The sequence below is a fragment of the Micromonospora haikouensis genome, from assembly GCF_000876225.1.
Classification (GTDB): Bacteria; Actinomycetota; Actinomycetes; order Mycobacteriales; family Micromonosporaceae; genus Micromonospora; species Micromonospora haikouensis.
In genome coordinates this window covers 2221616-2245479 of record NZ_JXSX01000003.1, presented here as the reverse complement: position 1 = coordinate 2245479, position 23864 = coordinate 2221616, and the positions used below count along the sequence as shown (strand labels likewise).

The following is a 23864-nucleotide window of genomic DNA, read 5'->3' as shown; positions in this document are numbered from 1 at the left end:
CGCATTACAACGAGGCAGCACGCAGGAAGAAGCGGGGGGTGTTCGGCTCGGCCAGTCTTGGTGCAATCCATGCCCGCCGAGGAGGCATCCCATGCGTCAATCACAGGTCACCGTCAACGGTGTCGACATCGCATACCGTGAGTTCGGCGAGGGCCCCCTGGCCCTGCTGGTGCACGGTTTCCCGTTCACCCCCAACTCGTTCCGGTACCTGGTGCCGGTGCTGGTCGACGCCGGCTACCGGGTGGTGACGCCGTGGACCCGCGGCTTCGCCCCCAGCTCCGTCCCGCCGCCGGGCCGCGAGCACATCCGCGACATGGTGGCCGACGTCAACGCCCTGCACGAGGTGCTCGGCGGCGACGAGCGGGCGGTGCTGATCGGGCACGACTTCGGGGCCGCCGTCTCGTGGGCCGCGGCCGTGCAGGCGCCGGAGCGCTGGTCGCGGCTGGTCGCCTGTGACGTGCCGCCGTTCCAGTTCTTCGGCGAGTACCTGCTCGACCCCCGGGGCATCAACGTCCAGGCCCACTTCTGGTTCTTCCAGATGGCCGCCGCCGACGAGCTGGTCGCCGCCAACGACCTGGCCTTCCTGGAGTTCATGCTGCACAAGTACTCCCGCGACGGCTACGACGTCACGCAGGACCTGGCCGACATCCGGGCCGCCCTGGGCAAGCCGGAGAACCTGCACGCCGCCCTGGGCATGTACCGGACCAACTTCCCGCCGGCGACGTTCGGCACCCCCGAGTGGGGGGCCGAGCAGGGGGCGCTGTGGGGCGCCCTGCCGACGCAGCCGACGCTGAACATCTTCGGCGTGCAGGACGTCGCCTTCGCGATGAACGAGGAGAAGCTCGCCCGGATCGTCGAGGCCCTGCCGAAGGGGTCGGCCGGCGCGCTGGTCCCCGACTCGCGGCACGTCCCGCTCACCGAGCAGCCGGAGATCACCAACGCCCACATCCTGCGCTTCCTGACCGAGACGGCCTGACCGTCCGATCAGGACACTAGTCCGGCTCCGGCCGGGTCCGGCGGACTCCGCCCGCCCGGCCGGAAACCGTTGGTACTCCTACGGTGGGTACCACTGACAGTGTCATGCTCGTCGGTCATACTGAGTCGCATGAATCCGCTGGGCGAGTTCCTCCGATCTCGACGCGGCGTCATCCGCCCGCAGGACGCCGGCCTGACCCGCTACGGCGAGCGCCGGCGGGTTTCCGGGCTGCGCCGCGAGGAGCTGGCCCAGCTCGCCGGGGTCAGCGTCTCCTACTACACCCGGCTGGAGCAGGGCCAAGCGCACAACGTGTCCGACGAGGTGCTCGACGCGGTCGCCCGGGCGCTGCAGCTCGACGGCGACGAGCGGGCCCACCTGTTCGTGCTGGCCCGCCCCGGCCGGGCGACGACTGGCCGGGCCGCCCGGTCCCACACCACGCCGCCGGCCCTGCACCAGATGCTCGCGATGATGCCCGACGTGCCGGCGATGGTGCTCGGCGCCGCGACCGACGTGCACGCCTGGAACCCGCTGGGCCACGCGCTGCTCGCCTGGCACCTCGACGAGGCGCCCAACATGAGCAGGTCGGTCTTCCTCGACCCGCGCATGCGCGAGCTGTACGCCGACTGGCCGGGCAAGGCCCGCTCGGTGGTGGCCTACCTGCGGATGGCCGTGGGGCGCTACCGGGGCGACCGCCGGGTCGTCGGGCTGGTCGAGGAGCTGCTGTCGCGCAGCCCCGAGTTCGCCGGCATGTGGGCCGAGCACCCGGTGAGCACCTGCGAGACGATGACCTACGACATGGCCCACCCGGTCGTCGGGGCGCTGACGGTCAACCAGCACACGCTGCGGCTGGAGGACACCCCCGACCTGATGCTGGTCACCTTCACGGTCGAGGCCGGCTCGCCGTCGGCGGCGGCGCTGCGGATGCTCGGCGGCATCCCCCGCCGCGCCCCCGCCCCGGCGCCCCCGCCCCGGCACAGCGTCACCGTCCCCTGAGTCGTCCGCGCGCCCGGTGCCGCCCGCGCCCGCGGGAAGCCACCCCCGCGGGGCCGCCCGCGCACACGGCGGCGGCCGGCTCCCCGGGGACGGCCTGCGCCGCCCGGCCGGGAACCGGCCGCCCCGACGGGTGGAGCGCCGCCGCGCCCCACCACACCGGCGTCACTGCGTCCCGGCCTCCGCCGGCTGCGCGGGCGCGCCGTCCTGGCGCACCCGGAACTTGTTGACCCCGGTCCACCAGTTCTCGCCCGGGTTGACGGCCTCGTCGGAGTCGTAGCGGTCGTGGTGACGCCACCAGTCCCACGGGTGGGCCAGCCCCTCCTCCTGCCGCCCCAGCGGGGTGACGTCGAGGTAGTTGTAGGTGTTGATGAACACCTCGCCGCCCCGGTCGAACACCGAGCTGGCGTGGTAGATCTTCTCGCCGTCGCGGATGAACGAGCTGACCGCCGGCAGCTCGCCCTTCTCCATCGAGACGTTGAAGTCGTAGTTGAAGTCGCTGCCGAACGACGAGACCCACGGGATGTGGCTCCAGCCCATCCGGGCCTTGAACTGCTCGATCTTCTCGATCGGCGCGCGGGCGATCATGACGAACGAGGTGTCCCGCGCGTGCATGTGCGACAGGTTCCCGACGTTGTCAGCCTGCATCGAGCAGCCGACGCAGCCCTCCTTCGCCTCCGGGGCGAACATGAAGTGCCGCACGATGAGCTGGCGGCGGCCCTGGAACAGGTCGAGCAGCGTCACCCGGCCCGAGGGCGAGTCGAACACGTACTCCTTCTCCACCGGCACCACGGGCATGGCCCGACGGGCGGCGCTGAGCTGGTCGCGGGCGCGGGTCAGCGCCTTCTCCTCCTCCAGGAGCTGCTCCCTGGCGGTGGTCCATTCCTCACGCGAGACGATCTGCGGAAAAGCCATCGTTCCTCCCTCAACGGTCGCCGCCGGGCCGGGGGGAGGCCGGGCGACACCTGCGAGCCTGGCACGGGCCCCGCATGCCGACTTCTCCCCTCGTGCCCTTCCCCGCCCGTCCTGTGTGGACGCCGGGCAATGACGCCGGGCAATCCGGAAGAGGTTGCGGCACGCGGAGTGTGACAGCGTCGAGGGCGCCTGGCCGACACGACCCCGGTCGATCCGGTCGCCCCGTTGAGGAGGACACGTGTCCACGACCACCGAAGCACCCACCCGCGAGGAGCTGGTCCAGCGGGCGGCGGGTCTCGTCCCGCTGATCCGCAAGCACGCGGCGTGGCAGGAGGAGAATCGTCGGCTGCACGACGAGACGGTAGCCGCGATCGAGGAGGCGGGGCTGTTCAAGCTCCGCACGCCCCGCCGCTACGGCGGGTACGAGGTGGACACCCGCACGCTCGTGGCGGTCGCCACCGAGCTGGGCCGGGGCGACGCCAGCACCGCCTGGGTCACCTCGGTGCTGTGGATCCCGACCTGGCTCGCCGGCCTGTTCCCCGACGAGGCCCAGGACGAGGTGTTCGCCGTCCCCCACGCCCGGGTGTGCGGCACCAACAGCGTCGGCGGCACGGCCGTGCCCACCGACGGGGGCTTCGTCGTCAACGGCAGCTGGCACTTCATCAGCGGGGCCCACCACGCGCAGTGGCAGGAGATCGCGGTGGTCGTGGTGCGCCCGGACGCGGAGCCGGAGCCGATCATGGCGCTGGTGCCGATCGGCAGCCTGGAGATCGTGGACGACTGGTACACCACCGGCCTGACCGCCACCGGCAGCGTCACCACCGTGGCCCGGGACCTGTTCATCCCGAGCAGCCACATCATCCCGATGAGCGCGGCGATGATCCCGCAGGGCCTGTCGCAGGGCAACGCCGACTCCCCCGTCTGGCGTACCCCGGCCGCGCTGAACGCGGCGGCGTCGGGCGTGGGCGCGGCCGTCGGCGTGGCCAAGTCCGCCCGCGACGAGTTCTTCGACCGGCTGCCCGGCCGGAAGATCACCTACACGGAGTACGAGAACCAGAGCGAGGCCCCGGTCACCCACCTGAAGGTCGGCACCGCGCTCATGAAGATCGAGCAGGCCGAGTTCCACGCGTACCACGCCGCCGACCTGGTCGACACCAAGGCGGCCACCGGCGCCGAGTGGACCCTCGAGGAGCGGGCCCGGGTGCGCGCCGACCACGGCTGGGCGACCCGGCTGGCCAAGGAGGCGGTGGACATCTTCGCCTCCGCCAGCGGCGGCACCTCCATCTACCGGGACGTGCCGATCCAGCGGATCGTCCGGGACGTCAACGCGATGAGCCTGCACGGGTTGATCAACCCCGACACCAACACCGAGCTGTACGGGCGGGTCGTCTGCGGCCTCGGCCCGAACACCCTGTTCGTCTGAGCCGTCCCGCGCGGCTCCCCCAGCCCCGCCGCGCTCTGTCCTGAGCGTTCCCCACACGTGGCGGGCCGCCCGGCGCACCCCCTCGCCGGGCGGCCCGTCGCACCATCGGCGCACCACCGTGACGCGGCCCACGACGGCGTCAGCCCAGCGCGGCGACCCGGGGCCGCAGCCCGTCGATCAGCTCCGGCGGGGCGGCAAGCACCCGGCTGCCGCTCACCTCGACGGCCGCGCCGGCCTCGACGGCGATCACCAGCCCGGCCGCCCAGTCCCACCGGAAGGCTCGGTCCTCGACGTACGCGTCGCAGCGGCCCGCCGCGATCCAGGCCAGGGCCAGCGCGGTGGAGCCGAGCATCCGCACCCCGCGCACGTCGCCGGCCAGGTCGGCGACCACGGCCGCCTGCACCCTGCGGTGGGCCACGTCGTAGGCGTACCCGGTGGCGAGGATGACCTCGTCGAGCGCGGCGCCGGCGGGCCGGGCCAGCGGGACGTCGTCGCGGAACGCGCCCCGGCCCCGGACGGCGTGGAACAGCTCGTCGTGCACCGGGTCGAGGACCACCCCGACGACCGGCCGCCAGCCGTCCGGCGTCTCCTCCTCGCAGGCCACGCTCACGCACCAGAACGGCATTCCGGAGACGTAGTTGACGGTGCCGTCGAGGGGGTCCAGCACCCAGCGCAGCCCGGAGCTGCCGGTGTGGCCGCTGCCCTCCTCGGCGAGGATGCCGTCGTCGGGCCGACGGGCGCGCAGCAGCTCGACGATGTGCGCCTCGCTGGCCCGGTCCGCCTCGCTCACCAGGTCGGTGGAGGCCGTCTTGTGGTCGACCCGCCCGTGGTCGCCGAAGCGCCGCAGCAGCTCCCGGCCGCCGAGCCGCGCCGCCTCCTCGGCGACCCGCCGGCAGTCGTCCAACTCGGCACCGCTGACCATCGTGTTCTCCTCGTGTCGGCCGCAGGGACGGTCGCGATCGTCGCACCGGAGGCGGTCCCGGCACCAGCTCACGCGGACGGCCGGCCGCCGCGCCGTCCCTTGGCCGGATGGGGCACACTGGGGTCGGCGCTCGGGACATCGACGCCCGCCGACCTGCCCCGACACCGCCACGGGGAGGCAGTTCGCCATGGGCACGTTGGGCACGTTGGGCGCGTCAAGCACGGCAGACCGGCTGTTGGCCCGGATCCGGGACGGGATCGTCGGCGAGGGCGAGGTGCTGGACGGCCCCTACGGGCCGCGCCGGATCACGTACGCCGACTACACCGCCTCGGGTCGGGCCCTGGACTTCGTGGAGGACGCCGTCCGGGACTGGGTGCTGCCCCGCTACGCCAACACCCACACCGAGAGCTCCGCCACCGGCCTGGCCACGGGGCGGCTGCGCGAGGACGCCCGGCGGATCGTCCACGACGCCGTCGGCGGCACCGACGAGCACGTCGTCGTCTTCTGCGGTTCGGGGGCCACGGCGGCGGTCGACAAGCTGATCGGGATGCTCGAACTGCGGCTGCCGCACGGGCCGACCCACCGCCACGGTCTGCTCGACCGCGTCCCGCCGGGGCAGCGTCCGGTGGTGTTCGTGGGCCCCTACGAGCACCACTCCAACGAGCTGCCGTGGCGCGAGACGTACGCCGAGGTGGTCGTCATCGGCGCGGACGCCGAAGGGCACATCGACCGGGCGGAGCTCGCCGCGCAACTGGCCCGGTACGCGGACCGGCCGCTGCGCATCGGCAGCTTCTCCGCCGCCTCCAACGTCACCGGCATCCTCTCCGACACCGACGCGATCGCCGCGCTGCTGCACGCCCACGGCGCCCTGTCGTGCTGGGACTACGCCGCCGCCGGCCCGTACGTGCCGATCCGGATGGGCGAGTCGGCGCCGGGGGCCGCCGACGGCAAGGACGCGGTCTTCCTGTCGCCGCACAAGTTCGTCGGCGGCCCACAGACGCCCGGCGTCCTGGTGGTGCGCCGGGACCTGGCCCGCAACCGGGTGCCGACGACCCCGGGCGGCGGCACGGTGGCGTTCGTCGACCCGGTCGGGCACCGGTACCTCGACGACCCGGTCGCCCGGGAGGAGGGCGGCACGCCGGCGATCGTCGAGTCGATCCGGGCGGGGCTGGTGTTCGCCCTCAAGCAGGCCGTCGGCACCGAGGTCATCCGGGCCCGCGAGGAGCGGCTGTGGGCGCGGGCGCTGCGCCGCTGGTCGGCGAACCCGGGGATCGAGGTCCTGGGCGGCACCCGGGCCCGGCGGCTGCCCATCGTGTCGGTGCAGATCCGCCACGGCGACCGTCACCTGCACCACAACTTCGTCGTCGCGCTGCTCAACGACCTGTTCGGCATCCAGGCGCGCGGGGGCTGCTCCTGCGCGGGGCCCTACGGGCACCGCCTGCTGGCGATCGACGAGGAGCGCTCCCGCGCGTTCCGGGAGGAGATCGCCCTCGGCTGCGAGGGGATCAAGCCCGGCTGGGCGCGGATCACCTTCACCTACTTCATCTCCGACGTGGTCGCCGACTATCTCGTCGACGCGGTCGACCTGATCGCCCGGCACGGGCACCGGCTGCTGACCGACTACCGGTTCGACGTCGGCAGCGGCCTGTGGCGGCACCACCGCGGCCCGGGGCGGCCGCTGCGCCTGGCCGACCTGGGACCCCTGCTGACCGGCGGCCCGATGGCCGTCGGCCGGCGGGAACGGGTCGGCGAGGAGGCCTTGGCCGGACACCTGCGCGAGGCGCGGCGGATTCTCGCCGGCCGCGACGACCGCCTCGACGAGGGCTCGACCGGCCTGCCGTCGGGCGTCGAGGCGCTGCGCTGGTTCCACCTTCCGCCGGCCTGCACGGCACCCCCGGACGCGCCGTCGTCGCCCTGACCGGGGCGGTTCCGGTGGCGCAGGCCCGGGTGGCCGGGCGCGGCCGGCCGGGCAGTCACGCCCGACCGGCCGCCCGCGTCAGTTGATGGTCACCGAGTAGGTGCTGGTGGTGACCTGGCCGTTGCCGGTGAAGATCTCCGGCCCCGCCTGGACGCTGGTCAGGTACTTGGAGCTGCTCATCCAGCCCCGGGCGACCAGGTCGTTGGTGAAGTCGCGGATGTTGAGGTTCGCGTTGGTGGTGTTGCTGGTCCGCACGTACGAGTAGACGTTCCACGTGCCGACGTAGCCGCGCCAGATCTCCCAGGTCGTGCCGGCGATGGTGACCGTGCCCTGGCGGCTGCCGGCGGGGGACGCGTTGGAGCGGTAGAGCCAGATCATCAGCTCGTCCGAGGGCTGGTCGGCGGAGCCCGGGTTGGCGATCGGGTGCAGCCAGCAGTCGTAGGCGACGTTCTGGTTGACGGTGCCGTTCTGCGTGACGGTGAACTGCCAGCTGGTGTTGACGTTGCGGTTGGCGGACAGCTGCACGGGCAGCCCGGTGTTCTGCCGCCGCCAGCCCCAGTGCCAGCCCAGGATCGCCGCCGCGAACGACTTGACGGTGCCGGCCTGGCCGCTCCAGTTGTAGCTGGTGCCCCACGAGATGCGGTCACCGGAGCCGCCGCTGGTCCAGATGCACTGGCTGCCCGAGCCGGTGCCGGCGCCCCACTGGTTGTTGGGGATCCAGTACTTGCCGATGTCGATCGCGTCGGTGCTGTTGCACAGCCGGCCCGACGGCGGGTAGTCGCCGATCGGCGGCGGCGTGGTGGGCGGCGGCGTCGTGGGCGGCGCAGTGGTGGTGGGCGGCGGGGTCGTCGGGGTCGTCGGGCCGTTGCAGGTCACCCCGTTGACCGCGAAGTTGGTGGGCACCGGGTTCGCGCCGCTCCACGAACCGGTGAAGCCGAAACCGACGGTGCCGTTGGTGGCGATCGCGCCGTTGTACGCGACGTTGGTCGCGGTCACCTGGGCGCCGCTCTGGGTCACGGTGGCGTTCCACGCCTGGGTCGCCTGCTGGCCCGCGGCGTAGGTCCAGGTGAGCCGCCAGGAGGTCAGCGGGTCACCGAGATTGGTGACGGTGACGTCGGCGTTGAAGCCGCCCGACCACTGCGACGACACCGCGTAGCGCACGGCGCACCCGGCCGCCGCCGCCTGCGCCACGGCCACCCCGGCGGCCGCGACGGTGACGGTCGCGGCCGTGCTGACGGCCAGCAGGGCCAGCCGCTTTCGATTCCCCATGACTTCTCTCCTTCGGTCCGGCCACCCCCGTGTCCCTCTCCGCTTCCGCCTCACCTCCGCCACGCCCGTCCGCCGATCTTGCACCTGCGGCCCCGACACATGGCGCCGACCGCCCATGCGAGGGGCCCGAACTGCAAGATCGGCGAGCGTGGAGATGGGCGGAGCGGGGTGGCGGCGGGGCAGGGTGGGGCGTGGTGGAGAGGGGCGAGGGGCGGGTGGTGGTGTTAGCGTTAACAGTCCCCGGCGGGCCGGCGGCCTCCCATGGCCCGGTTGCTGACGGACGCGGCGACCCGCATGGCGAACTGCCCGGAATCGCCAGGTGGATGCGGCCTCAGACCCGGACGACCCGACCATCCATCGACATGCGTCGCTATGACGTTACGGCAGCCGTCAGCCACCGTCAACGCCGCCGCCCCGCGTCCCGGCGCACGCCCGCACCAGCACCGGCCAGGGCGACGGGCGCGACCACGGCCGCGCCGGACCCGACCGGGATCGGATCCGGCGCGGCAGCGGCGTCACACCCGGCTCGGGGCCGCCGAGAAGTCGCCGGTGGCGGTGCCCGCGCGCACCCGCCGGGAGACGACGACACCGAAGACGGCGGCGGTGAAGAACATGACGAAGCCGTACGTCACCGACGGCATCGCCATCGTCGAGTTGTCGAGCAGCGTCGGGCTCATCCCGATGGTGATGGCCAGGCTGGCGTTGTGCAGGCCGATCTCGAAGGCCGAGGCGATCGACTCCCGCTCGCCGACGCGCAGCAGCCGGGGGCCGAAGTAGCCGAGGCCCATGCTGATCAGGTTGAACGCCACCACCGCGAGGATGATCTCGCCGAGGATGTCGAACACCTCCGAGCCGAGGCCGGCGATCACACTGGAGATCATCAGGATCAGCACCACCACCGACAGGACCTTGACGGCGCGCTCCAGCCGCAGGGCGGCGTCGGTGAATCTCGCCCGGATGGCCATGCCGATCGCGATCGGGATCAGCACCAGGGCGAACACCTGGATCACCTTGTCGAACTGGAGGCCGATCGAGCTGTCCGAGCCGACGAAGCCCGCGACCGACAGGTTCACGATGACCGGCAGGGTGAACAGCGCGAGCACGGAGTTGACGGCGGTCAGCGAGATGTTGAGCGCGAGGTCACCCTTGAACAGGTGACTGTAGAGGCTGGCGGTGCTGCCGCCAGGCGAGGCGGCGAGCAGCATCATGCCGACCGCCAGCTCGGGCCGCAGGTCGAACGCGACGACCAGGCCCAGGCAGATCGCCGGCAGGATCAGCATCTGGGAGACCAGACAGACGACCATCGCCTTGGGGTAGCGCACCACGCGGCGGAAGTCGTCGAGGGTCAGCGTGAGGCCGAGCCCGAGCATGACGATGCCGACAGCGATGGGAAAAAGTATGAGCACGGTGTCGTTACTCATGATGACTCCGCCTTCCGGGAGTAAGAGATCCATGAGTTTCACACCGCCGGCCACCACCCCGGTTCTCGAAGATTGCCCTATGCGCAGCCCTTGTCGGCGTCAGCTGCACAGTGACGCAAGACGTCCTCGGTCAGGCCGAAGGTGGCCGCCGGGCACGGGTGCGGGGCCAGGGGCCAGGAGCCCGGATCAGGCCCGGTCAGCCCCCGACAGGTAATGCTGGAGCCGTGCGTGGCGGAACTGGTAGACAGCTCCGACCTGACGCAGCACACCCCGGTCTCGCGCGTCCGACAGGAAGGCGAACGTGCGCCACGGCAGGCGGCCCCGCAGGGGCAGCCAGAGTCGTATCAGGACCAGCCATTGCCCCCACGCGCTCGTGAGTGCCCACATGAGCCCGGTCGCGAGCCCGACCACGACGCCATACACCGGCCCGGAGATGAACGACGCGAACACGGACACCGCGCAGCCCAGTTGGAGCAGGGTCAGGATCGTGTGCCTCCGATCACCGGACAGGGCGCTCGCGGGGCTGACCTCCGTGTCGATGTCGATCCAGCTGTGCGATGCGGCCGTGACCGCCATCGACAACCCGAGGGCCAATCCGAATGCGATCACGAACGAGGACCCGATCGGGGGCCCGATGAGCCAGGCGAGAATGCTGCCGGCCGTCAGCCCAGCCATGAGCCCGAGCCAGAGCATGCTCACCAGGTGCGGGAGGCGACGGCGGAAGTCGAAACGCGTGCGGGCGGGATCGGGCCCCTCCGCGGGCACGCAGGTGACGGGGACGGCAGCCTGAGCAGGCCTACGAACAGGTCGGTCCAGACATCCCGTCCTCCGATGGGGCCCGGGCCGCCGGGCTCCGGTGAGACAACAGTTTATCCCTTGTGGACGAGCCGGTGTGGCCGCTGTTTTCGGAACGGTCGAAAGCCTGCTCGACCAGGGATCATGACCAAGTTCTTGACCACTCAACTTTCCGCCGTTAATTTGACGTACGTCAATGATTTTTGGGAGGAATGCCGTGCTGCTGAGGTCCCTTGCCCTTGCCGTATCCGCCGCGAGCCTGCTGGCCACCGCGCCCGCCGCGTCGGCGGCGCCTTCCGGGGCGGCAGAAGCATGGCCGCCTGGGAACTGCGCGCAGGGCACGTTCTGCGTCTGGCCCAACTGGGCGTACCCGAACCCCGCCCCCGTGGAGACTCCGTCCCTGGTGAGCGCCGGCGAGTGGTCCGGCAGCGCCCCGGCGAAGACCTACTACAACTACACGCCCCGCAACGTCGACATGAGCTACTCCTACACCTGGCCGGACGGGTCGACGAGCTACTACACGCTCTGCACGCCCCCCGGTGGCAACATCTTCTATCTTCCGGTGACGGTGACGCAGCTCAGCTGGCACGAGGGCCCCTGCTGACACCCGCACCTCCTGCCCACGTCCCCGGGGGTCGCGACTACGTTGACCAGTCGTGCACCCCGTACTCGATCACGACCTGGCCTTGCGCGACTGGGCCGTCGCCCTGGCCGGCGCGGTCGCGCTGCTGGTCGCCTCCTGGGCGCTGCTGATCCTGCTGGCCCGCCGGCTCCCGCCCGGCCTGCTGCGGGACCTCGCCGCCTTCGTCCCGGACTGCGTCACCATGGTCCGGCGGCTGCGCCGGGATCCCCGGGTGCCCCGCCGGGCGAAGCTCGCCATCCTGCTCGCCGGCCTGTGGGTGGCCAGCCCCGTCGACCTGATCCCCGAGTTCCTGCCCGTCATCGGCCCCCTCGACGACATCGTCGTGGTGGCGCTCGCCCTGCGCTACGCCGGCCGGCAGGTGCCCCGGGACGTCCTGTTGGCCGCCTGGCCGGGCGAGACCCGGCTCATCGAGCGGCTCCTCGGCACGCCCTCGGCCAGTCAGGGCACCGCCTGACACCCACGAGCGGCACCGCTGCGCTGGCGTGCCGACTCGTAGAGCACGACGGTCGCGGCGGCCGCCGCGTTCAGGGAACTGGCGGCCCCGGTCATCGGGATCCGGACGAGCTGGTCGCAGGCCGCCCGCCAGCCGGCGCTGAGACCGGTGGTCTCGTTGCCGATCAGGAGCAGCGTGGGCTGCGTGAAGTCGTACTCGGCGGCCTCCAGTGGGCCGTGCTCGTCGGTGCCCACCACGCCGACGCCGATTCCGTCGGCGCGAAGTCCGGCGACCCAGGACAGGACGGCCTGGGGTGCGGGCGCCCGGACCACGGGCAGCGCGAAGAGCGAGCCGGTGCTCGCCCGCACCGCCTTCGGGTCGTACACGTCGGCGGCGTGGCCGGTGACGATGACGCCGGACGCGCCGAAGGCGTCCGCGGACCGGATGAGGGTGCCGATGTTGCCGGGGCTGGTGGGCCGGTCGAACACGACGGTGAGCGTGGTCGGCCCGGCCGGGATGCGGGACAGGTCGTCCTCCGGCAGCGCGACCACGGCCAGCAGCTCGGGAACCGCGTCCGCCTTGCCGCCCAGTTCGTGCATCAGCTCACCGGAGACGGCGAACCTCTCGGCCCGGACGGTGTCCAGCGTCTCGCGTGCCCAGCCGGACAGCTGGACGTCGGCGTCGTAGAGCAGCTCCCGGATCTGCCAGCCGTGCTCGATGGCCACGGCGATCGGGCGTACGCCCTGCACGAGGAACTCGCCGCGGCGCTGCCGCTTGGTCCGGTTGCGCAGGAGGGCCTCCCACTGCTGGAACCGCGCGTTGCGGCCGGTCACCCGCAGAGCCACCGTTGTCCCGCCTCCCTCGTCTTCGTCAGCCGCCTATGCCCACCCGAGGCCCTGGCGGATCGCGATCTCCACGGGAGAGTACGCGCCGTCGGCCCGCTCCAGCTCGTACGGCGCGGCCGGCATCAGGGGCGGCTGGGCCAGGAAGCGGGGCCGCGTCCCGTGGTGGGGTTGCGCCGCGTGCACCAGGAACGGGTGGCACAGGAACACGTCGCCCGGGGAGCCGGTGGCCAGGGCGAGGGGCCGGTGGTCGGAGGCGGCCACCAGGTCGGGCGCGATGTCCAGCCCGCTCGCCCCGTCCTCGCCGTACTTCTCGAGCACCTTCGGCACGTCGAGGTGCGAGCCGACCCGGATCCGGGTCGGTGCGTCCTCCTGGCCTACCTCGCTGAACAGGAACAGCATCAGCAGCGCCCGCCCCTGGGAGCGCAGGTTCGTGAAGTACCAGTTCGCCCCCTCCGGCAGGTAGCTGCCCTCGATGTGCCAGCCGGCGTCGTTCGGCTCGTCGGGGTGCGGGAAACGCAGCGGGAACGTGCCCAGCGAGTAACGCGGCTCCCAGCGTCCCGGCCCGACGAGCAGGTCGTACGCGTGGTGGAGGAACGGCGAGTTGGGTGCGGCGGCGAACGGCCCCTGCGCCAGGCCGGGCACCCAGTGCACGGGCTTCGTCCACGTGGCCGGGTCGTCCGGGTCACAGCCCGTCTCCCGCCACAGCAGCCGGGCGCAGTCCGCGGCGACGCGCGGTGCGACGGCGCCCGGCAGCTTCACGAAGCCGTCGCGGAGGAACCGGGATACCAGGGTCGTGTCGTCCATGCCCCCATCGTGCGGCGACACCGGTGCCGGGCACCCGACACTTCGCGTGCCACTTCTGTCGGGTGTGGCCGCGACAGCGCCGGTCAGTCGGACTCGACCGGCGCTTCACCGAAGACGGCGAAGCTGACGACCCAGTAGGCGACGTAGGCGGCGAGCAGCACGTACCCGTGCCAGCGCCGCAGCCGGCCGGTGGAGAGGAAGCCGGCGGCGAGGGCGGTCATGCCGACGAGCACCGGGAGGTGCCAGGCGAGCACCTCGTCGCCGACGACGACGCTGCCCCCGGCGAGCAGGATGATGCCGAGCTTCCCGGTCACACCGAACACGACGCTGCCGACGACGTTCGCGATGCCGATGTCGGCGGCGCCCCTGCGGGTGGGCTCGACGGTCAGGAGCACGTCCTCGAGGGTGAGGACGAGGGTGGCGATGGTGGCACCGAACAGGGCCCCCTGGATCCGGAACTCCTCCAGCAGGCCCTCGGTGCCGATGCTGGTCATGGCCGCACCGACGACGAGGCCGACGAGCGCGACGACGGCCAGCCCGATCGCCGCCCAGCCGGGAAGCGGCCGGGCCCGGTCGAACGGCATCGGCACGACGAAGGGTGCCCTGCCGGCGGCCGGTGTGCCCCGCCGAAGCTCCCGCCTGGCCACGTAGCCGAGGAAGAGCGCGAACAGCAGCAGGAGCAGCACGCCGTAGAGCGGGGTGAGGGGCCCGAACACGAGGAAGGGGATCAGCACCAGCGGCGCGACGGCGAACAGGGCGAGGTAGCGGCCCGGGACGGCGACCCGGGTGGGCGAGATGATCGCGGCGAGGGCGAGCACCACCCCGATCATCGAGATCGCCGTGCCGAAGACGGTGCCGAGCGCGACGCCCGCTGAGATCCTCCATGTTGAGCGCCACCCCGAAGGCGACGTCGTCGAACTCTATTCCGGTGAAGATGATCGCGAGCAGAAAGACCGAGACGCGCAGGCCCGACGCGGCACCGACGAGATAGGAGATCAGCTTTTCCGCACTGTAGACCAGCAGCGCGGCACCGACGACGAAGAGAAGTATCGACGACAAGAGCCGGGCGCCCCCTTTCCACGACGATCGGCCGGGTCGGCGCATTGCGCCACTGGTCGACAACAGCCATTCGGCACTTCGAGGCGTCATCGTTGCACATCGATGCCGCGCAGGCCAGGGGTAAGATCCCGGCCCGATCGGCTCTACCCGGCACCGCGTGGGAATTGCACGGTGACAGCTCTCGTCGGAGGCGTCTTGTAGGGTCGGAAACGCAGACCGATCGAATGGTCGCCCGCCTCCCGAATCACTCCCAAAGCACCATTCCGATGTTTCACCGAAGCCAAGATGCAGGTAACAAAATGCAACACCGAGAGAAGCCGGGAATCGAGAGCGGCCTGGGCGCCGTCCGGCCCGTCGACGTCCAGGGCATGTGCCAGGTGTACGGAGCGACGCGCGAGCTGACCAAGGCCCTGACCGCCCTGGCGGCCAAGACCAGGGCCAAGGGCTGGTGGCACTCGTACGGCGACGCCATCCCCGACTGGTTCGAGATGTACGTGGGGCTGGAGTCCGCCGCATCCCGGCTACGCGGCCATGACGACTCGCTGATCCCGGGCCTGCTCCAAACCGAGGCATACGCCCGAGGCGTCTTCCAGCATCGCACCGACATGAGCGAAGAGGAGTTGGATCAGTTCATCAGCGTTCGGCTTCAGCGGCAAGGGATCCTGCGGCGACGGCTACCGAAGGCCCCCGTGGTCAGTTCGGTGCTCGCCTAGGCGCTGCTGCTCAAGCAGATCGGCAGTTCAGCTACGGCGCACTCGCCGGAACCTTCATGATGCTCGACTTTCCCCTCCGCAACAGGGCCGAGCCCGATCCCTCCGTCATCTACAGCGAGTCACTGACCGGCGCTCTCTACCTGGACAGGCCAGACGAGATCGCCGCATACGAGAAGGTGTGGGCGAGCTTGGGTCGACTGGCTCTCGATGAGCAAATCGAGAGAGCTGATCAACAAGATCATTGGAGAGGTCCACCATGGCTGAACTGGCCCGCGCCCAGTGGCGTAAGAGCACCCGCAGCGGCGACAACGGCGGAGCGTGCGTGGAAGTCGCCGACAATCTGCCCGGCCACGTATGCCGGGTGCGCGGCCGGCGGAGCAGACGATTCTTTTGATCGGCCGGTCACCACGGTCTTCGATCCGACGGCGGGATACCCTGCCTGCGGTGTTTCACACCGCATGACCGGAGGAGCGATGCTGGGATGACGGCAGGGCGAGCGATACCGACACAGGACGACGTGCTCGGGTATTTCAACCTGCTGTCGAACTGGGGACGGTGGGGCGACGAAGACCAGCTCGGCACCCTGAACCACATCACCGACGACGTCCGGCTGGCGGCGGCGCGGGCCGTGCGCCACGGTAGGAGCGTGTCGTGCGCGTGGGAGGTTGCCGCACCGGAAGAGATGGAACGGGCGACGACGTCGTGCCCGTGCGCCGCCGACATGCCGGGTGCCGAGAACATGCCCGTGCCCGGCTTCCACGCCGACCGGCGCTGGGGCTTCTCGTCCGAGCGGATCGGCATCACGTTCCACGGCAACACGCTCACCCACGTCGACTCGCCGTGCCACGTCTTCTGGGACGGCACGATGTACAACGGACGGTCGCACTCGTTGGTCGACCCCGCGACGGGATCGGCGTGGGCGGCCGTCACGGCGGCGGCGAACGGCATCATCACGCGTGGCGTCCTGCTGGACGTCGCGAGGGCCCGGGGTGTGCCGTGGTTGGCACCGGGGCAGGGTGTGTTTCCCGACGATCTCGAGGAGGCCGAGCGCCGCCAGGGTGTGCGGGTGCGCTCCGGCGATGCGGTGCTCCTACGGACCGGCTATGGCCGCGCCCGACACGAGGCCGGCGAGTCCATCGGTTTCACGCAGGCCGGCTGGCACGCGTCCTGCCTGCCGTGGCTGCACGAACGCGGCGTCGCGCTGATCGCCGCCGACACCCCGCAGGACGTTCAGCCGTCGGGGTACGACGACGTGTTGATGCCGGTTCACGCTGTTGGCCTTGTCGCGATGGGTCTGTGGCTGCTCGACAACTGCGACCTGGAGGCGTGCGCGGCAACGGCCGCCGAGCTCGGCCAGTGGGACTTCCACCTCGCAGTCGCACCGGTCCGCTTCGCCGGCACCTCCGGCAGCCCGGTCAACCCGATCGCCACGTTCTGACCGCAGTTCACGCCTGTCGTCGTCGGTGGCTCACTCACCTCGCCGGTCGTCCTCCAGCCGGTCCAGGTGGAGCAAAGGCGCCTCGATCTCCTCGGCGGCCGGGGATCCGCTGCCGTGCGCGCGTGTCACGTCGCCCAGCGGGGCCCGGAGCTGCCGCCTGGCGTCGGCCACCTCGCCCAACCCGGCGGCGAGCATGGCGATGTGTTGCCGCAGGGCGAACAGTTCGCCGGCCCCAGCCGGCAGCGCCCGCAGCTCGGCCAGGGCCGCCGCGCCCTCGCCAGCTCAACCTGACACACGGCTGCCTGCTGGCGGCAGTTCCAGATGAGTTCCCGGTCGGGTCTCGGCCGCCCGGCGAGGTCGGCGGCGAGCCGCAGGAACTCGGGCAGCGCCCGGCGGGACGCGCTCCTGGAGCTGCGCCAACTCGTCGAGCGAAGGCGGCTCGACGACCTCCGGCACGGCGCGCGGCCGGACGACCCCCGCGCCGCCCGGGGCAGCGGGTTCCCTCGGCGGCAGCAGGCCGAACGGGTGACGGCAAGGGCATCGTCGGGTCGACCTGCCGGCCGTCGGCCATCGTCATCGGGACGTCGGAGGCGATGCCGGCCTCGACCGCCCCGAAGGGGGCCAGCACCTCGTACACCTCGATGGCTGACGCCGGTCGGTCCTGCGGGTCCTTCGCGAGCAGCCGCGCGACGAGCCGGACCCGGTCGTCGGGCACGCCGGCCCGGTGGTCGGCGACCGACGGTACGGATCGCTCAGGTGCCGGTGCAGGACGCCGAGCACGCTCTCCGCCCGGTACAGCGGTCGGCCGGTCAACAGTTCGAACAGGACGCAGCCGAGCGCGTACAGGTCGGCGCGCGGACCACGCGTTCCTGCGCCCGCATCAAGCCCCCAGTGTTCGTCGCGGTCGATTCGGTTGTCGGTGCTGCTAGGACTTGCCGCCGTACAGGTCGTTCAGCTCGCGGTAGGCCGTCAACACGGCCGTCGTCTCGTCGGCGAGCTGCTCGCCCGCGTAGGCCCCGGCGTGGGAGCCGTCGAGCGACAGCTTGTCGAGGGCCGCCCCCGTGCGCTGCAACGTGTCATCAAGATCCTGGTCGCGGACGAACATCTCCCCCGCCGCTGCGGTCGCCATCAGATGGGACGTCAGCCTCGCGAGGTCCGCATTGACCTCTTCCCACAGGTCGCCGGCCCGCTGCTGCTGACTCTGAAGGTCGAGGCGGGCACGGTTCGTCTCGACGGTGCCGTCCGACGCGTGCCGGCCCAGTTCGTCGCGCACCTCGCGGATCTCCTGCCTGCGCGCCAGAACCGCCGCGCCCTCCCAGAGGCTCTCCGCCACCAACTCGGCGGCGTCGCTCGGGTCGACCAGACTGTCCAGAGCGGGGAGGGTTCTGCCGATCCGCTCCGCCAGGGCCTGCAGATCCCGGAACGACAGCCGTTCCTCGTGCGTGGTGAGCAGGCGGTGGATGCCTGGGTAGAGGTCGATGTCGGGGGCGACCACGGTGCTCCGCCTGGCCGCCTTGAACCCGGCGGCAACCGCCAGCAGAACGAGGGCCAGGTCCACGATCAGGAGCAACCACCAGTAGGCGGCGGACGCCAGGCCGCAGACGTACAGGGAGACGATGGCCACCGCGATGAGCTGGATGGTGACGCGCTTGCTCGCCGCGCTCCCGGTGATCTGTTTGCCGGGGGTCACCTCCGTGATGCTGCCCCACTCATGCACGTTCGCCCTGCCGCTCATCCGCATCTCGGTCAGGGCGACAGCGGTCACCTGCGCATCGCGGGCGATCCAGAGGTGGAAGGGGTGGTCGGACGGGGACAACCGTCCTCCTCTCCAAGCTTGAAGTTAGGCGATGCCCTTGCGGCGGCGGATCATCTGGTACGCCGCTTGCGGGCGAACTGGTTGCCTGCGGACAAAGGATTATGTCCGCCGCTCCGCGCCGGGCGAGCTCGTCGACCAGCGGGATGCTGGTCCGTTTCGTCGGCGGCGATGGACTTTCGGGCCGTTGCCGGCCAATTCGTACGGTGCTGCCCCGGCTGGTCAGAGCAAACAACGCCGCTGGCCACGCCGCCGACGGCCAATTCCACCAGCTCTGCTCCAGCTCGGCGGCCTGTCGGATTGCCGACTCGAAAGCGCCGAGCCGCCGGAACGCCTTCCCCAGCGCTCGCCGCTCCGCCACCGGCAGCCGCCGCACGTACGCCCGCCGCATGTCGAAGCGCAGCATTCCCGACAGGCTGGAGGCCCGCCGCTCATTGGCGGAGGTGCGCGGTGGGTGGGGACGCAGCAGGTGGTGGTAGCGCGAGCAGTTCCCTGTGACGGTGACGGACCGGGACGTGAGCTGCCGAGCGACCATCGGCACCACCACGTCGCCGAGGGCGAGCGGCATCCCCTGCACGCAGGTGGCCCGGAACGGCCCGATGAGTTCGAGTACGCCGGTGCGGGCCAGTTCCCCGGCGGTGATCTCTTCGTCCAGGTAACGCTCTACCAGGCCATGGGTCGCTGCACAACGACGGCGTGGCATCCCGACCGACTGACGGCCCCTGGGTACCCACCGATCGGAGACAAGGAGGAATGCTGTGAACGATCGCCCGCTCGACCCCACCGCGTCCCTTACAGGCTCGACCGCCCCCGACCGCTTCGCCTGCGGTGACAGCGGATCCGGCCCCAGCGCCGTCAGTGGGATGACCTGAGCAACCGCCGCGCCTCACCTCGCCTCTTTCCGCGAGGCAGGGCGAGGCCAGCAGCCGATGACGTTCCGTGACTAGCTCCGGCGGGCGCTTCCCCGTGCCGGTCGGCGTGACTCTGCGTCATGTCCCGTCGACCTCGCAGGGCATCCCGCATCCCCTTTGCTCTGCACCTATATCCGCAACACCGCCGCCTACCTGTGCACATGCGAGATCGCGGATGGCCGAGGGCCACGTCGGACCGTCGCGCTGCGTGGAGCGTTGCGTCCGTGGGTGCAGAGCAAAGGGACCATGGCAGGGGGGTGGTGCCGCCGGGGCGGACCATCGCGTTGTGTCACGTACAACGGGCGGGTTCACGCGCGGGACGCGGCGGCCCGGCCTGGCGGCGGACCCGGCGGGGGCAGCCGGCCCCCGGCCAGGGCCGTCGCGGCCGGCCGCGACACCGGGTCCGGGCGGGGTGGGGTGTGCGGCGAGCGGCGACGCCGGTAACGTTGCGCCCCATCACGCCCGGCGGCCGCACCGCCGGCTCTCGGATAGGTCCGACTCTACGGAGGATGCCGGATGTCCCACGGCGGGGAAACCTTCGCGGTACGCAACGAGCCGAACGGGCGGCCGAGCTTCGAGCAGGCGTTGCGCGGCTACGACAAGCGCCAGGTCGACCGGTACGTCGAGCAGGTCGAGGCCTCGGCCTCGGCACTGACCGCCGACCGGGACCGGGCGCAGCACCAGTTGCGCAACCTGACCCTCCAGTTCCAGGCGCTGCAGGCGGAGGTGTCCGAGCTGCGCCAGCGGCCGGCGCAGGTGGACAAGGCGTCGTTCCGGGACCTGGGGCCGATGGTCGACCAGATCCTCGCGCTCGCCGAGAAGCAGGCCGCAGCGATCACGGACACCGCCGCGCAGCGGGCCGGCGACCTGCAGGCCGAGGCGGAGCGGATCCTGGTGGAGGCGCGGGAGCACGCCGCCCAGGCGCTGCACGACCTGGAGGCGGAGCTGTCGGCGCGGCGCGCCGAGCAGGAGAAGGCGTACGAGGAGCGGCGTTCGGCGGCGGAGGCGCAGCTCGCGGACGTGCAGGAGCTGGTGGAGCAGCTCCGGACCGACGGTGAGGCCGCGCACGAGCAGGCCCAGCAGGAGGCGAAGCGGATCAACGAGCTGACCGCCCAGCAGGTGGAGCAGGCGCGGGCGGCGGCCGAGGCGCTGACCAAGGCGGCCCGCACCCAGATCCAGCAGGAGGTCCAGGCGGCGCGCGCGCAGAGCCAGCAGGAGCTGGCGCAGTGGCGGGTCAACGTGGAGCGGGAGATCAACGAGCGGCGGGCGGCGGCCGAGCAGGAGCTGGCCGAGCACCGGGCGGCGGCCGAGCGGGACGTCGCCGGGCAGCTCACCGCCGCCGAGGAGAAGATCGCCACCCTGATCGCCGAGGCGCAGCAGTACTCGACGGAGGTGCGCAAGCGCGCCGACGAGCAGGCGACCGCGCACCAGGAGCAGCTCACCGCCGTGCAGCAGGAGGTGGGCAGCCAGCGGCAGGCGTTGACGCAGCTGCACACCGAGCTGGACACCGCCCAGCAGCAGCTCGCCCAGATCCGCCGGGAGGGCGCGGCGCTGGAGAACGAGGTCAACCAGTTGCAGCAGCGCCTGGTCGAGGTCCGTCAGGAGCTCACGGCGGAGGCGAACCGGCTGGAGGAGGCGCGCAACGCCGCCGACTCGGCCGAGCGGCACGCCAAGGACGTGCGGGCCCGGGTGCAGCGGGAGGCGAAGCGGGTGGCCGACCTGGCCGCCGCCGCCGTGATGGCCGCCGCGGCCGGTGGCGGGGAGACCGCCGAGTTTCCGACGGTGAAGCCGCGGCAGCAGGTCGGCGTGGACCGCCTCGCCGCCGAGATCGGCGAGCTGAACGAGCTGGCCGGGGCAGCCGAGCAGCCCGCCGAGGACGTCGCGGCGGCGGCCCCGGAGACGGCCGTCAGGTGAGGTGCCCGGCGGCGCGGGCGTCGTAGCCGGACAGCCGCCGCCTCGGCGGGACGTCGTGCCGGGCGGCGGCTGTCGGCCTACGAGGTCAGCAGCCGCAGGTGTAGTACAGGATGTCCCAGTGGTTGCCTTCCTTGGTGTACAGGTTCCCGGAGGCGGACCGGTACTGGTAGCCGAAGCCGGCGATGTAGCCGACGTAGGCGAAGTGCGCCGAGATGTAGTTCTGCACGCAGGTGGTCAGGCCGATGTCGAGCTTGTAGCCGGTCCAGTGGCTGTAGGCGCCGTCGGCGTGGCCGACCTCGGTGCCGGCGGTGATGGTGATCGCGCAGCCGCTGACCCGCTTGAACGTGATGATCCCGTCGATGGTGGCCTGCCGGATGCCGTCGAACGACGTGCAGGTGGCGGTGTAGCGGTCGCTGCAGTTGCCGCTGGAGGTCCAGGAGATGCCGGCGGCCGACAGCTGGGACGCGGCGCTGGAGTGGGCGATCGCCAGGGCGGGGCTGGCGAAGCCGAGCGTGACGCCGAGGGCCGCGAGCGCGGCGACGAGCAGGGTCACCGCTCGGCGGCGCAGCGTGGGGCGGGTCGTGGACATGGTTCTCCCGTATCGCCGTTGGGGGTTGGATTTTTGCGATTCAGGGGGCCGGCCTTGCAGGATTTCTACCAGACATTGACGCCCATGACTAGATGCGGGCCTCGGCGGGCCGGTCGGTGATCAGCTTGTCGGTACGGCCTGTTACGGTCGCGCCGCCGCTGCACCAGTCGAGCCGGAGGTTGGCGTGTTCCGCTCCCACTTGTCGTCGTTCGCCGGGCTGCCCGTGCTGCCCTTCACCCCGGGGATGAAACTGCCCGACGATCCGTCGGCCGTCGCCTGGCGGCTGGAGGTCGAGGACTTCGAGGCCGACCCCGAGGAGTTCGCGGCCCTGGTCACGGCCCTGCGCGACGAGGTGCCCGCCGACTCGGTCCGGGCCCTGGTGATCGGCGAGTGGGGCTCGGCGTACGAGCGGGCACTGCCCGTGGAGCTGCTGGTCGACGCGGCGCAGCGGTGGACGTCCCTGCGGGCGGTCTTCCTCGCCGACCTGACCGTCGAACAGTGCGAGGTCTCCTGGCTCACGCACGGTGACGTCACCGGGCTGCTGACGGCGTACCCGTCGCTGGAGGTGCTGTGGGTGCGCGGGGCCAACGAGCTGCACCTGACCCCGGTGCGCCACACCGGCCTGCGGGAGCTGGCCTTCCAGACCGGCGGGCTGCCCGGTGCGGTGGTCCGCGCGGTCGGCGGCTGCGACCTGCCCGCGCTGGAGCGCCTGGAGCTGTGGCTCGGCCGGTCCGACTACGGCGGCGACACGACCACCGACGACCTCGCCGACGTGCTCGCCGGCACCCGGCTGCCGGCGCTGCGCCACCTCGCGGTCTGCAACGCCGAGGGCGCCGACCGGGTCGCCGCGGCCGTCGCCGCCGCGCCGGTGGTCGACCGGCTGGAGGTGCTCGACCTGTCCAAGGGGGTGCTCACCGACGCCGGGGCCGAGGCGCTGCTGGCCGGTCGGCCGCTGGCCCACCTGCGCCGCCTCGACCTGCACCACCACTTCCTGTCCGAGGCCGCCGCCGAGCGGGTCGTCGCCGCCCTGCCCGGCGTCGAGGTCGACCTGTCGGAGCCGCAGAAGGCCGACGTCTACAACGGCCGCGAATACCGCTTCACCGCGGTCGGGGAGTGAGCCTGCGATGAGCGTCCTGTCGCACGCCGAGTCCTTCGCCGGCCTCCGGGTCGTCCAGGTCCCCGCCGACGGCCCGCTGCCCGCCATCGACGGGCCCGTCGCCTGGCGCATCGACCACCCCGACTGGGACAGCAGCACCGAACACCAGCCCTGCCTCGGCTTCCGCGACGCGTTCGACCGGTTCGTCGACGCCGCCGGCGAGTCGGTGCAGGCCCTCGTCGTCGGCGCCTGGGGATACGCGGCGTTCAACGTCGCCCCGATCGACCAGCTCTGCGCCGCCGCGCCGCGCCTGCCGAACCTGACGGCGCTGTTCCTCGGCGACATCGTCAGCGAGGAGTGCGAGATCTCCTGGATGCGGGTCGGCGACGTCAGCCGGCTGCTGACCGCGTACCCGAAGCTGGAGGTGCTGCGGGTGCGCGGCGGCGAGGACTTCCGGTTCTCGCCGGTGCGCCACGAGCGGCTGCGCCGCCTTGAGGTGGAGAGCGGCGGCCTGAGCGGGGACTTCGTCCGCGCGGTGCTCGACTCCGAGCTGCCCGCGCTGACCGACCTGGAGCTGTGGCTCGGAGTCGAGGAATACTGCGGCGACACGACCGTCGACGATCTGGCCCCGCTGCTGGCCGGGCAGCGGTTTCCCGCGCTGCGCCGGCTCGGGCTGTGCAACGCCGAGCACGCCGACGAGATCGCCGAGGCCCTGGCCGCCGCGCCGGTGGTGCGGCGGCTGGAGCTGCTGGACCTGTCGCTGGGCACGCTGTCCGACCGGGGCGCGCTCGCCCTGGCCGGCGGGCAGCCGCTGACCCACCTCACGAAGCTGGACCTGAGCCACCACTACGTCTCCGACGAGGTCGTCGCGGCGGTCCGGGCCGCCCTGCCCGGCGTGACGGTGGACCTGTCCGACCCGCAGGAGCCCGACATCGACGACGACGAGGAGTACCGGTACACGGCGGTGTCGGAGTGAC

General features: G+C 71.9%; 22 protein-coding genes and 2 pseudogenes. 13 read left to right on the top strand and 11 right to left on the bottom strand.

Features of this window, described 5'->3' with window-relative positions:
* Positions 1–91 precede the first annotated feature (91 nt).
* Together TK50_RS30855 and TK50_RS30850 are read left to right on the top strand one after the other, a co-directional pair.
* A complete protein-coding gene (locus tag TK50_RS30855; RefSeq protein WP_043969034.1) occupies positions 92–976 on the top strand; it encodes an alpha/beta fold hydrolase in 885 nt (294 codons plus the stop codon).
* Between the two features lie 129 nt (positions 977–1105).
* Complete coding sequence (locus TK50_RS30850; protein WP_043969033.1) at positions 1106–1969, top strand: helix-turn-helix transcriptional regulator; 864 nt, start codon at positions 1106–1108, stop codon at positions 1967–1969.
* A gap of 162 nt (positions 1970–2131) precedes the next feature.
* Here the strand turns inward: TK50_RS30850 and TK50_RS30845 are convergent, their stop codons facing one another.
* Positions 2132–2881, bottom strand: a complete 750-nt coding sequence (locus TK50_RS30845) for a DUF899 domain-containing protein (protein ID WP_043969032.1) — start codon at positions 2879–2881, stop codon at positions 2132–2134.
* Between the two features lie 238 nt (positions 2882–3119).
* Here TK50_RS30845 and TK50_RS30840 point away from each other — a divergent pair, with 238 nt between their 5' ends.
* The gene (locus TK50_RS30840; protein WP_043969031.1) at positions 3120–4304 is read left to right on the top strand and encodes an acyl-CoA dehydrogenase family protein; all 1185 of its coding nucleotides are present in this window, start codon (positions 3120–3122) and stop codon (positions 4302–4304) included.
* A gap of 139 nt (positions 4305–4443) precedes the next feature.
* Here the strand turns inward: TK50_RS30840 and TK50_RS30835 are convergent, their stop codons facing one another.
* The gene (locus TK50_RS30835; RefSeq protein WP_043969030.1) at positions 4444–5226 is read right to left on the bottom strand and encodes an inositol monophosphatase family protein; all 783 of its coding nucleotides are present in this window, start codon (positions 5224–5226) and stop codon (positions 4444–4446) included.
* A gap of 187 nt (positions 5227–5413) precedes the next feature.
* Here TK50_RS30835 and TK50_RS30830 point away from each other — a divergent pair, with 187 nt between their 5' ends.
* Positions 5414–7144: an aminotransferase class V-fold PLP-dependent enzyme gene (locus TK50_RS30830; protein ID WP_043969029.1), complete on the top strand. Its 1731-nt coding sequence runs from the start codon at positions 5414–5416 to the stop codon at positions 7142–7144.
* A 78-nt stretch (positions 7145–7222) separates the two neighbouring features.
* Here TK50_RS30830 and TK50_RS32570 read toward each other — a convergent pair whose 3' ends face one another.
* From TK50_RS32570 to TK50_RS35775, 3 genes are all read right to left on the bottom strand, one after another.
* Positions 7223–8413, bottom strand: a complete 1191-nt coding sequence (locus tag TK50_RS32570; protein WP_043969028.1) for a GH12 family glycosyl hydrolase domain-containing protein — start codon at positions 8411–8413, stop codon at positions 7223–7225.
* A 515-nt stretch (positions 8414–8928) separates the two neighbouring features.
* The gene (locus TK50_RS30820; protein ID WP_043969027.1) at positions 8929–9834 is read right to left on the bottom strand and encodes a bile acid:sodium symporter family protein; all 906 of its coding nucleotides are present in this window, start codon (positions 9832–9834) and stop codon (positions 8929–8931) included.
* 186 nt (positions 9835–10020) lie between these two features.
* Complete coding sequence (locus TK50_RS35775; protein ID WP_199486178.1) at positions 10021–10533, bottom strand: hypothetical protein; 513 nt, start codon at positions 10531–10533, stop codon at positions 10021–10023.
* A gap of 481 nt (positions 10534–11014) precedes the next feature.
* On the opposite strand from TK50_RS35775, the gene TK50_RS33325 reads away from it, so the two are divergent.
* Both TK50_RS33325 and TK50_RS30805 read left to right on the top strand, forming a co-directional pair.
* Complete coding sequence (locus TK50_RS33325; protein WP_144420441.1) at positions 11015–11233, top strand: hypothetical protein; 219 nt, start codon at positions 11015–11017, stop codon at positions 11231–11233.
* A gap of 82 nt (positions 11234–11315) precedes the next feature.
* The gene (locus TK50_RS30805) at positions 11316–11726 is read left to right on the top strand and encodes a YkvA family protein (RefSeq protein ID WP_043969623.1); all 411 of its coding nucleotides are present in this window, start codon (positions 11316–11318) and stop codon (positions 11724–11726) included.
* Here TK50_RS30805 and TK50_RS30800 read toward each other — a convergent pair.
* The 3 genes from TK50_RS30800 to TK50_RS30790 all read right to left on the bottom strand — a co-directional run bounded on the left by TK50_RS30800 (position 11711) and on the right by TK50_RS30790 (position 14232).
* A complete protein-coding gene (locus TK50_RS30800; protein WP_043969026.1) occupies positions 11711–12550 on the bottom strand; it encodes a TrmH family RNA methyltransferase in 840 nt (279 codons plus the stop codon). The genes TK50_RS30805 and TK50_RS30800 overlap by 16 nt on opposite strands.
* A gap of 33 nt (positions 12551–12583) precedes the next feature.
* Entirely contained in the window at positions 12584–13354 is a 771-nt protein-coding gene (locus tag TK50_RS30795) for a phytanoyl-CoA dioxygenase family protein (protein WP_043969025.1), read from the bottom strand.
* An 83-nt stretch (positions 13355–13437) separates the two neighbouring features.
* Entirely contained in the window at positions 13438–14232 is a 795-nt protein-coding gene (locus TK50_RS30790) for a sodium:calcium antiporter (protein WP_277814351.1), read from the bottom strand.
* A gap of 480 nt (positions 14233–14712) precedes the next feature.
* On the opposite strand from TK50_RS30790, the gene TK50_RS35545 reads away from it, so the two are divergent.
* The 4 genes and pseudogenes from TK50_RS35545 to TK50_RS30780 all read left to right on the top strand — a co-directional run bounded on the left by TK50_RS35545 (position 14713) and on the right by TK50_RS30780 (position 16564).
* Positions 14713–15126 carry a Scr1 family TA system antitoxin-like transcriptional regulator gene (locus TK50_RS35545; protein ID WP_052504028.1) on the top strand — a complete coding sequence of 138 codons (414 nt, stop codon included), beginning with the start codon at positions 14713–14715 and terminating at the stop codon, positions 15124–15126.
* A gap of 56 nt (positions 15127–15182) precedes the next feature.
* Positions 15183–15281 (top strand): annotated as a pseudogene (locus tag TK50_RS35540) (helix-turn-helix domain-containing protein); the annotation flags it as partial.
* A gap of 101 nt (positions 15282–15382) precedes the next feature.
* Positions 15383–15481, top strand: a pseudogene (locus TK50_RS33320) (DUF397 domain-containing protein); the annotation flags it as partial.
* A gap of 126 nt (positions 15482–15607) precedes the next feature.
* Complete coding sequence (locus TK50_RS30780) at positions 15608–16564, top strand: cyclase family protein (RefSeq protein WP_229405477.1); 957 nt, start codon at positions 15608–15610, stop codon at positions 16562–16564.
* Positions 16565–16594: 30 nt separating this feature from the next.
* Here TK50_RS30780 and TK50_RS34265 read toward each other — a convergent pair whose 3' ends face one another.
* On the bottom strand, positions 16595–16735 hold the full coding sequence (locus TK50_RS34265; protein ID WP_158499211.1) for a hypothetical protein: 141 nt from the start codon (positions 16733–16735) through the stop codon (positions 16595–16597).
* Between the two features lie 754 nt (positions 16736–17489).
* A complete protein-coding gene (locus tag TK50_RS30775; protein WP_043969024.1) occupies positions 17490–18380 on the bottom strand; it encodes a hypothetical protein in 891 nt (296 codons plus the stop codon).
* 1424 nt (positions 18381–19804) lie between these two features.
* On the opposite strand from TK50_RS30775, the gene TK50_RS30770 reads away from it, so the two are divergent.
* Positions 19805–21202, top strand: a complete 1398-nt coding sequence (locus TK50_RS30770; protein WP_043969023.1) for a coiled-coil domain-containing protein — start codon at positions 19805–19807, stop codon at positions 21200–21202.
* Between the two features lie 85 nt (positions 21203–21287).
* On the opposite strand, the gene TK50_RS30765 is transcribed toward TK50_RS30770, so the two are convergent.
* Positions 21288–21791 (bottom strand): hypothetical protein, encoded by a 504-nt coding sequence (locus tag TK50_RS30765; RefSeq protein WP_043969022.1) that lies wholly within the window; start codon positions 21789–21791, stop codon positions 21288–21290.
* Positions 21792–21975: 184 nt separating this feature from the next.
* On the opposite strand from TK50_RS30765, the gene TK50_RS30760 reads away from it, so the two are divergent.
* Both TK50_RS30760 and TK50_RS30755 read left to right on the top strand, forming a co-directional pair.
* Positions 21976–22908 carry an STM4015 family protein gene (locus TK50_RS30760; protein ID WP_043969021.1) on the top strand — a complete coding sequence of 311 codons (933 nt, stop codon included), beginning with the start codon at positions 21976–21978 and terminating at the stop codon, positions 22906–22908.
* Between the two features lie 7 nt (positions 22909–22915).
* Positions 22916–23863 carry an STM4015 family protein gene (locus tag TK50_RS30755; protein WP_043969020.1) on the top strand — a complete coding sequence of 316 codons (948 nt, stop codon included), beginning with the start codon at positions 22916–22918 and terminating at the stop codon, positions 23861–23863.
* The last annotated feature ends 1 nt before the right edge of the window (position 23864 follow it).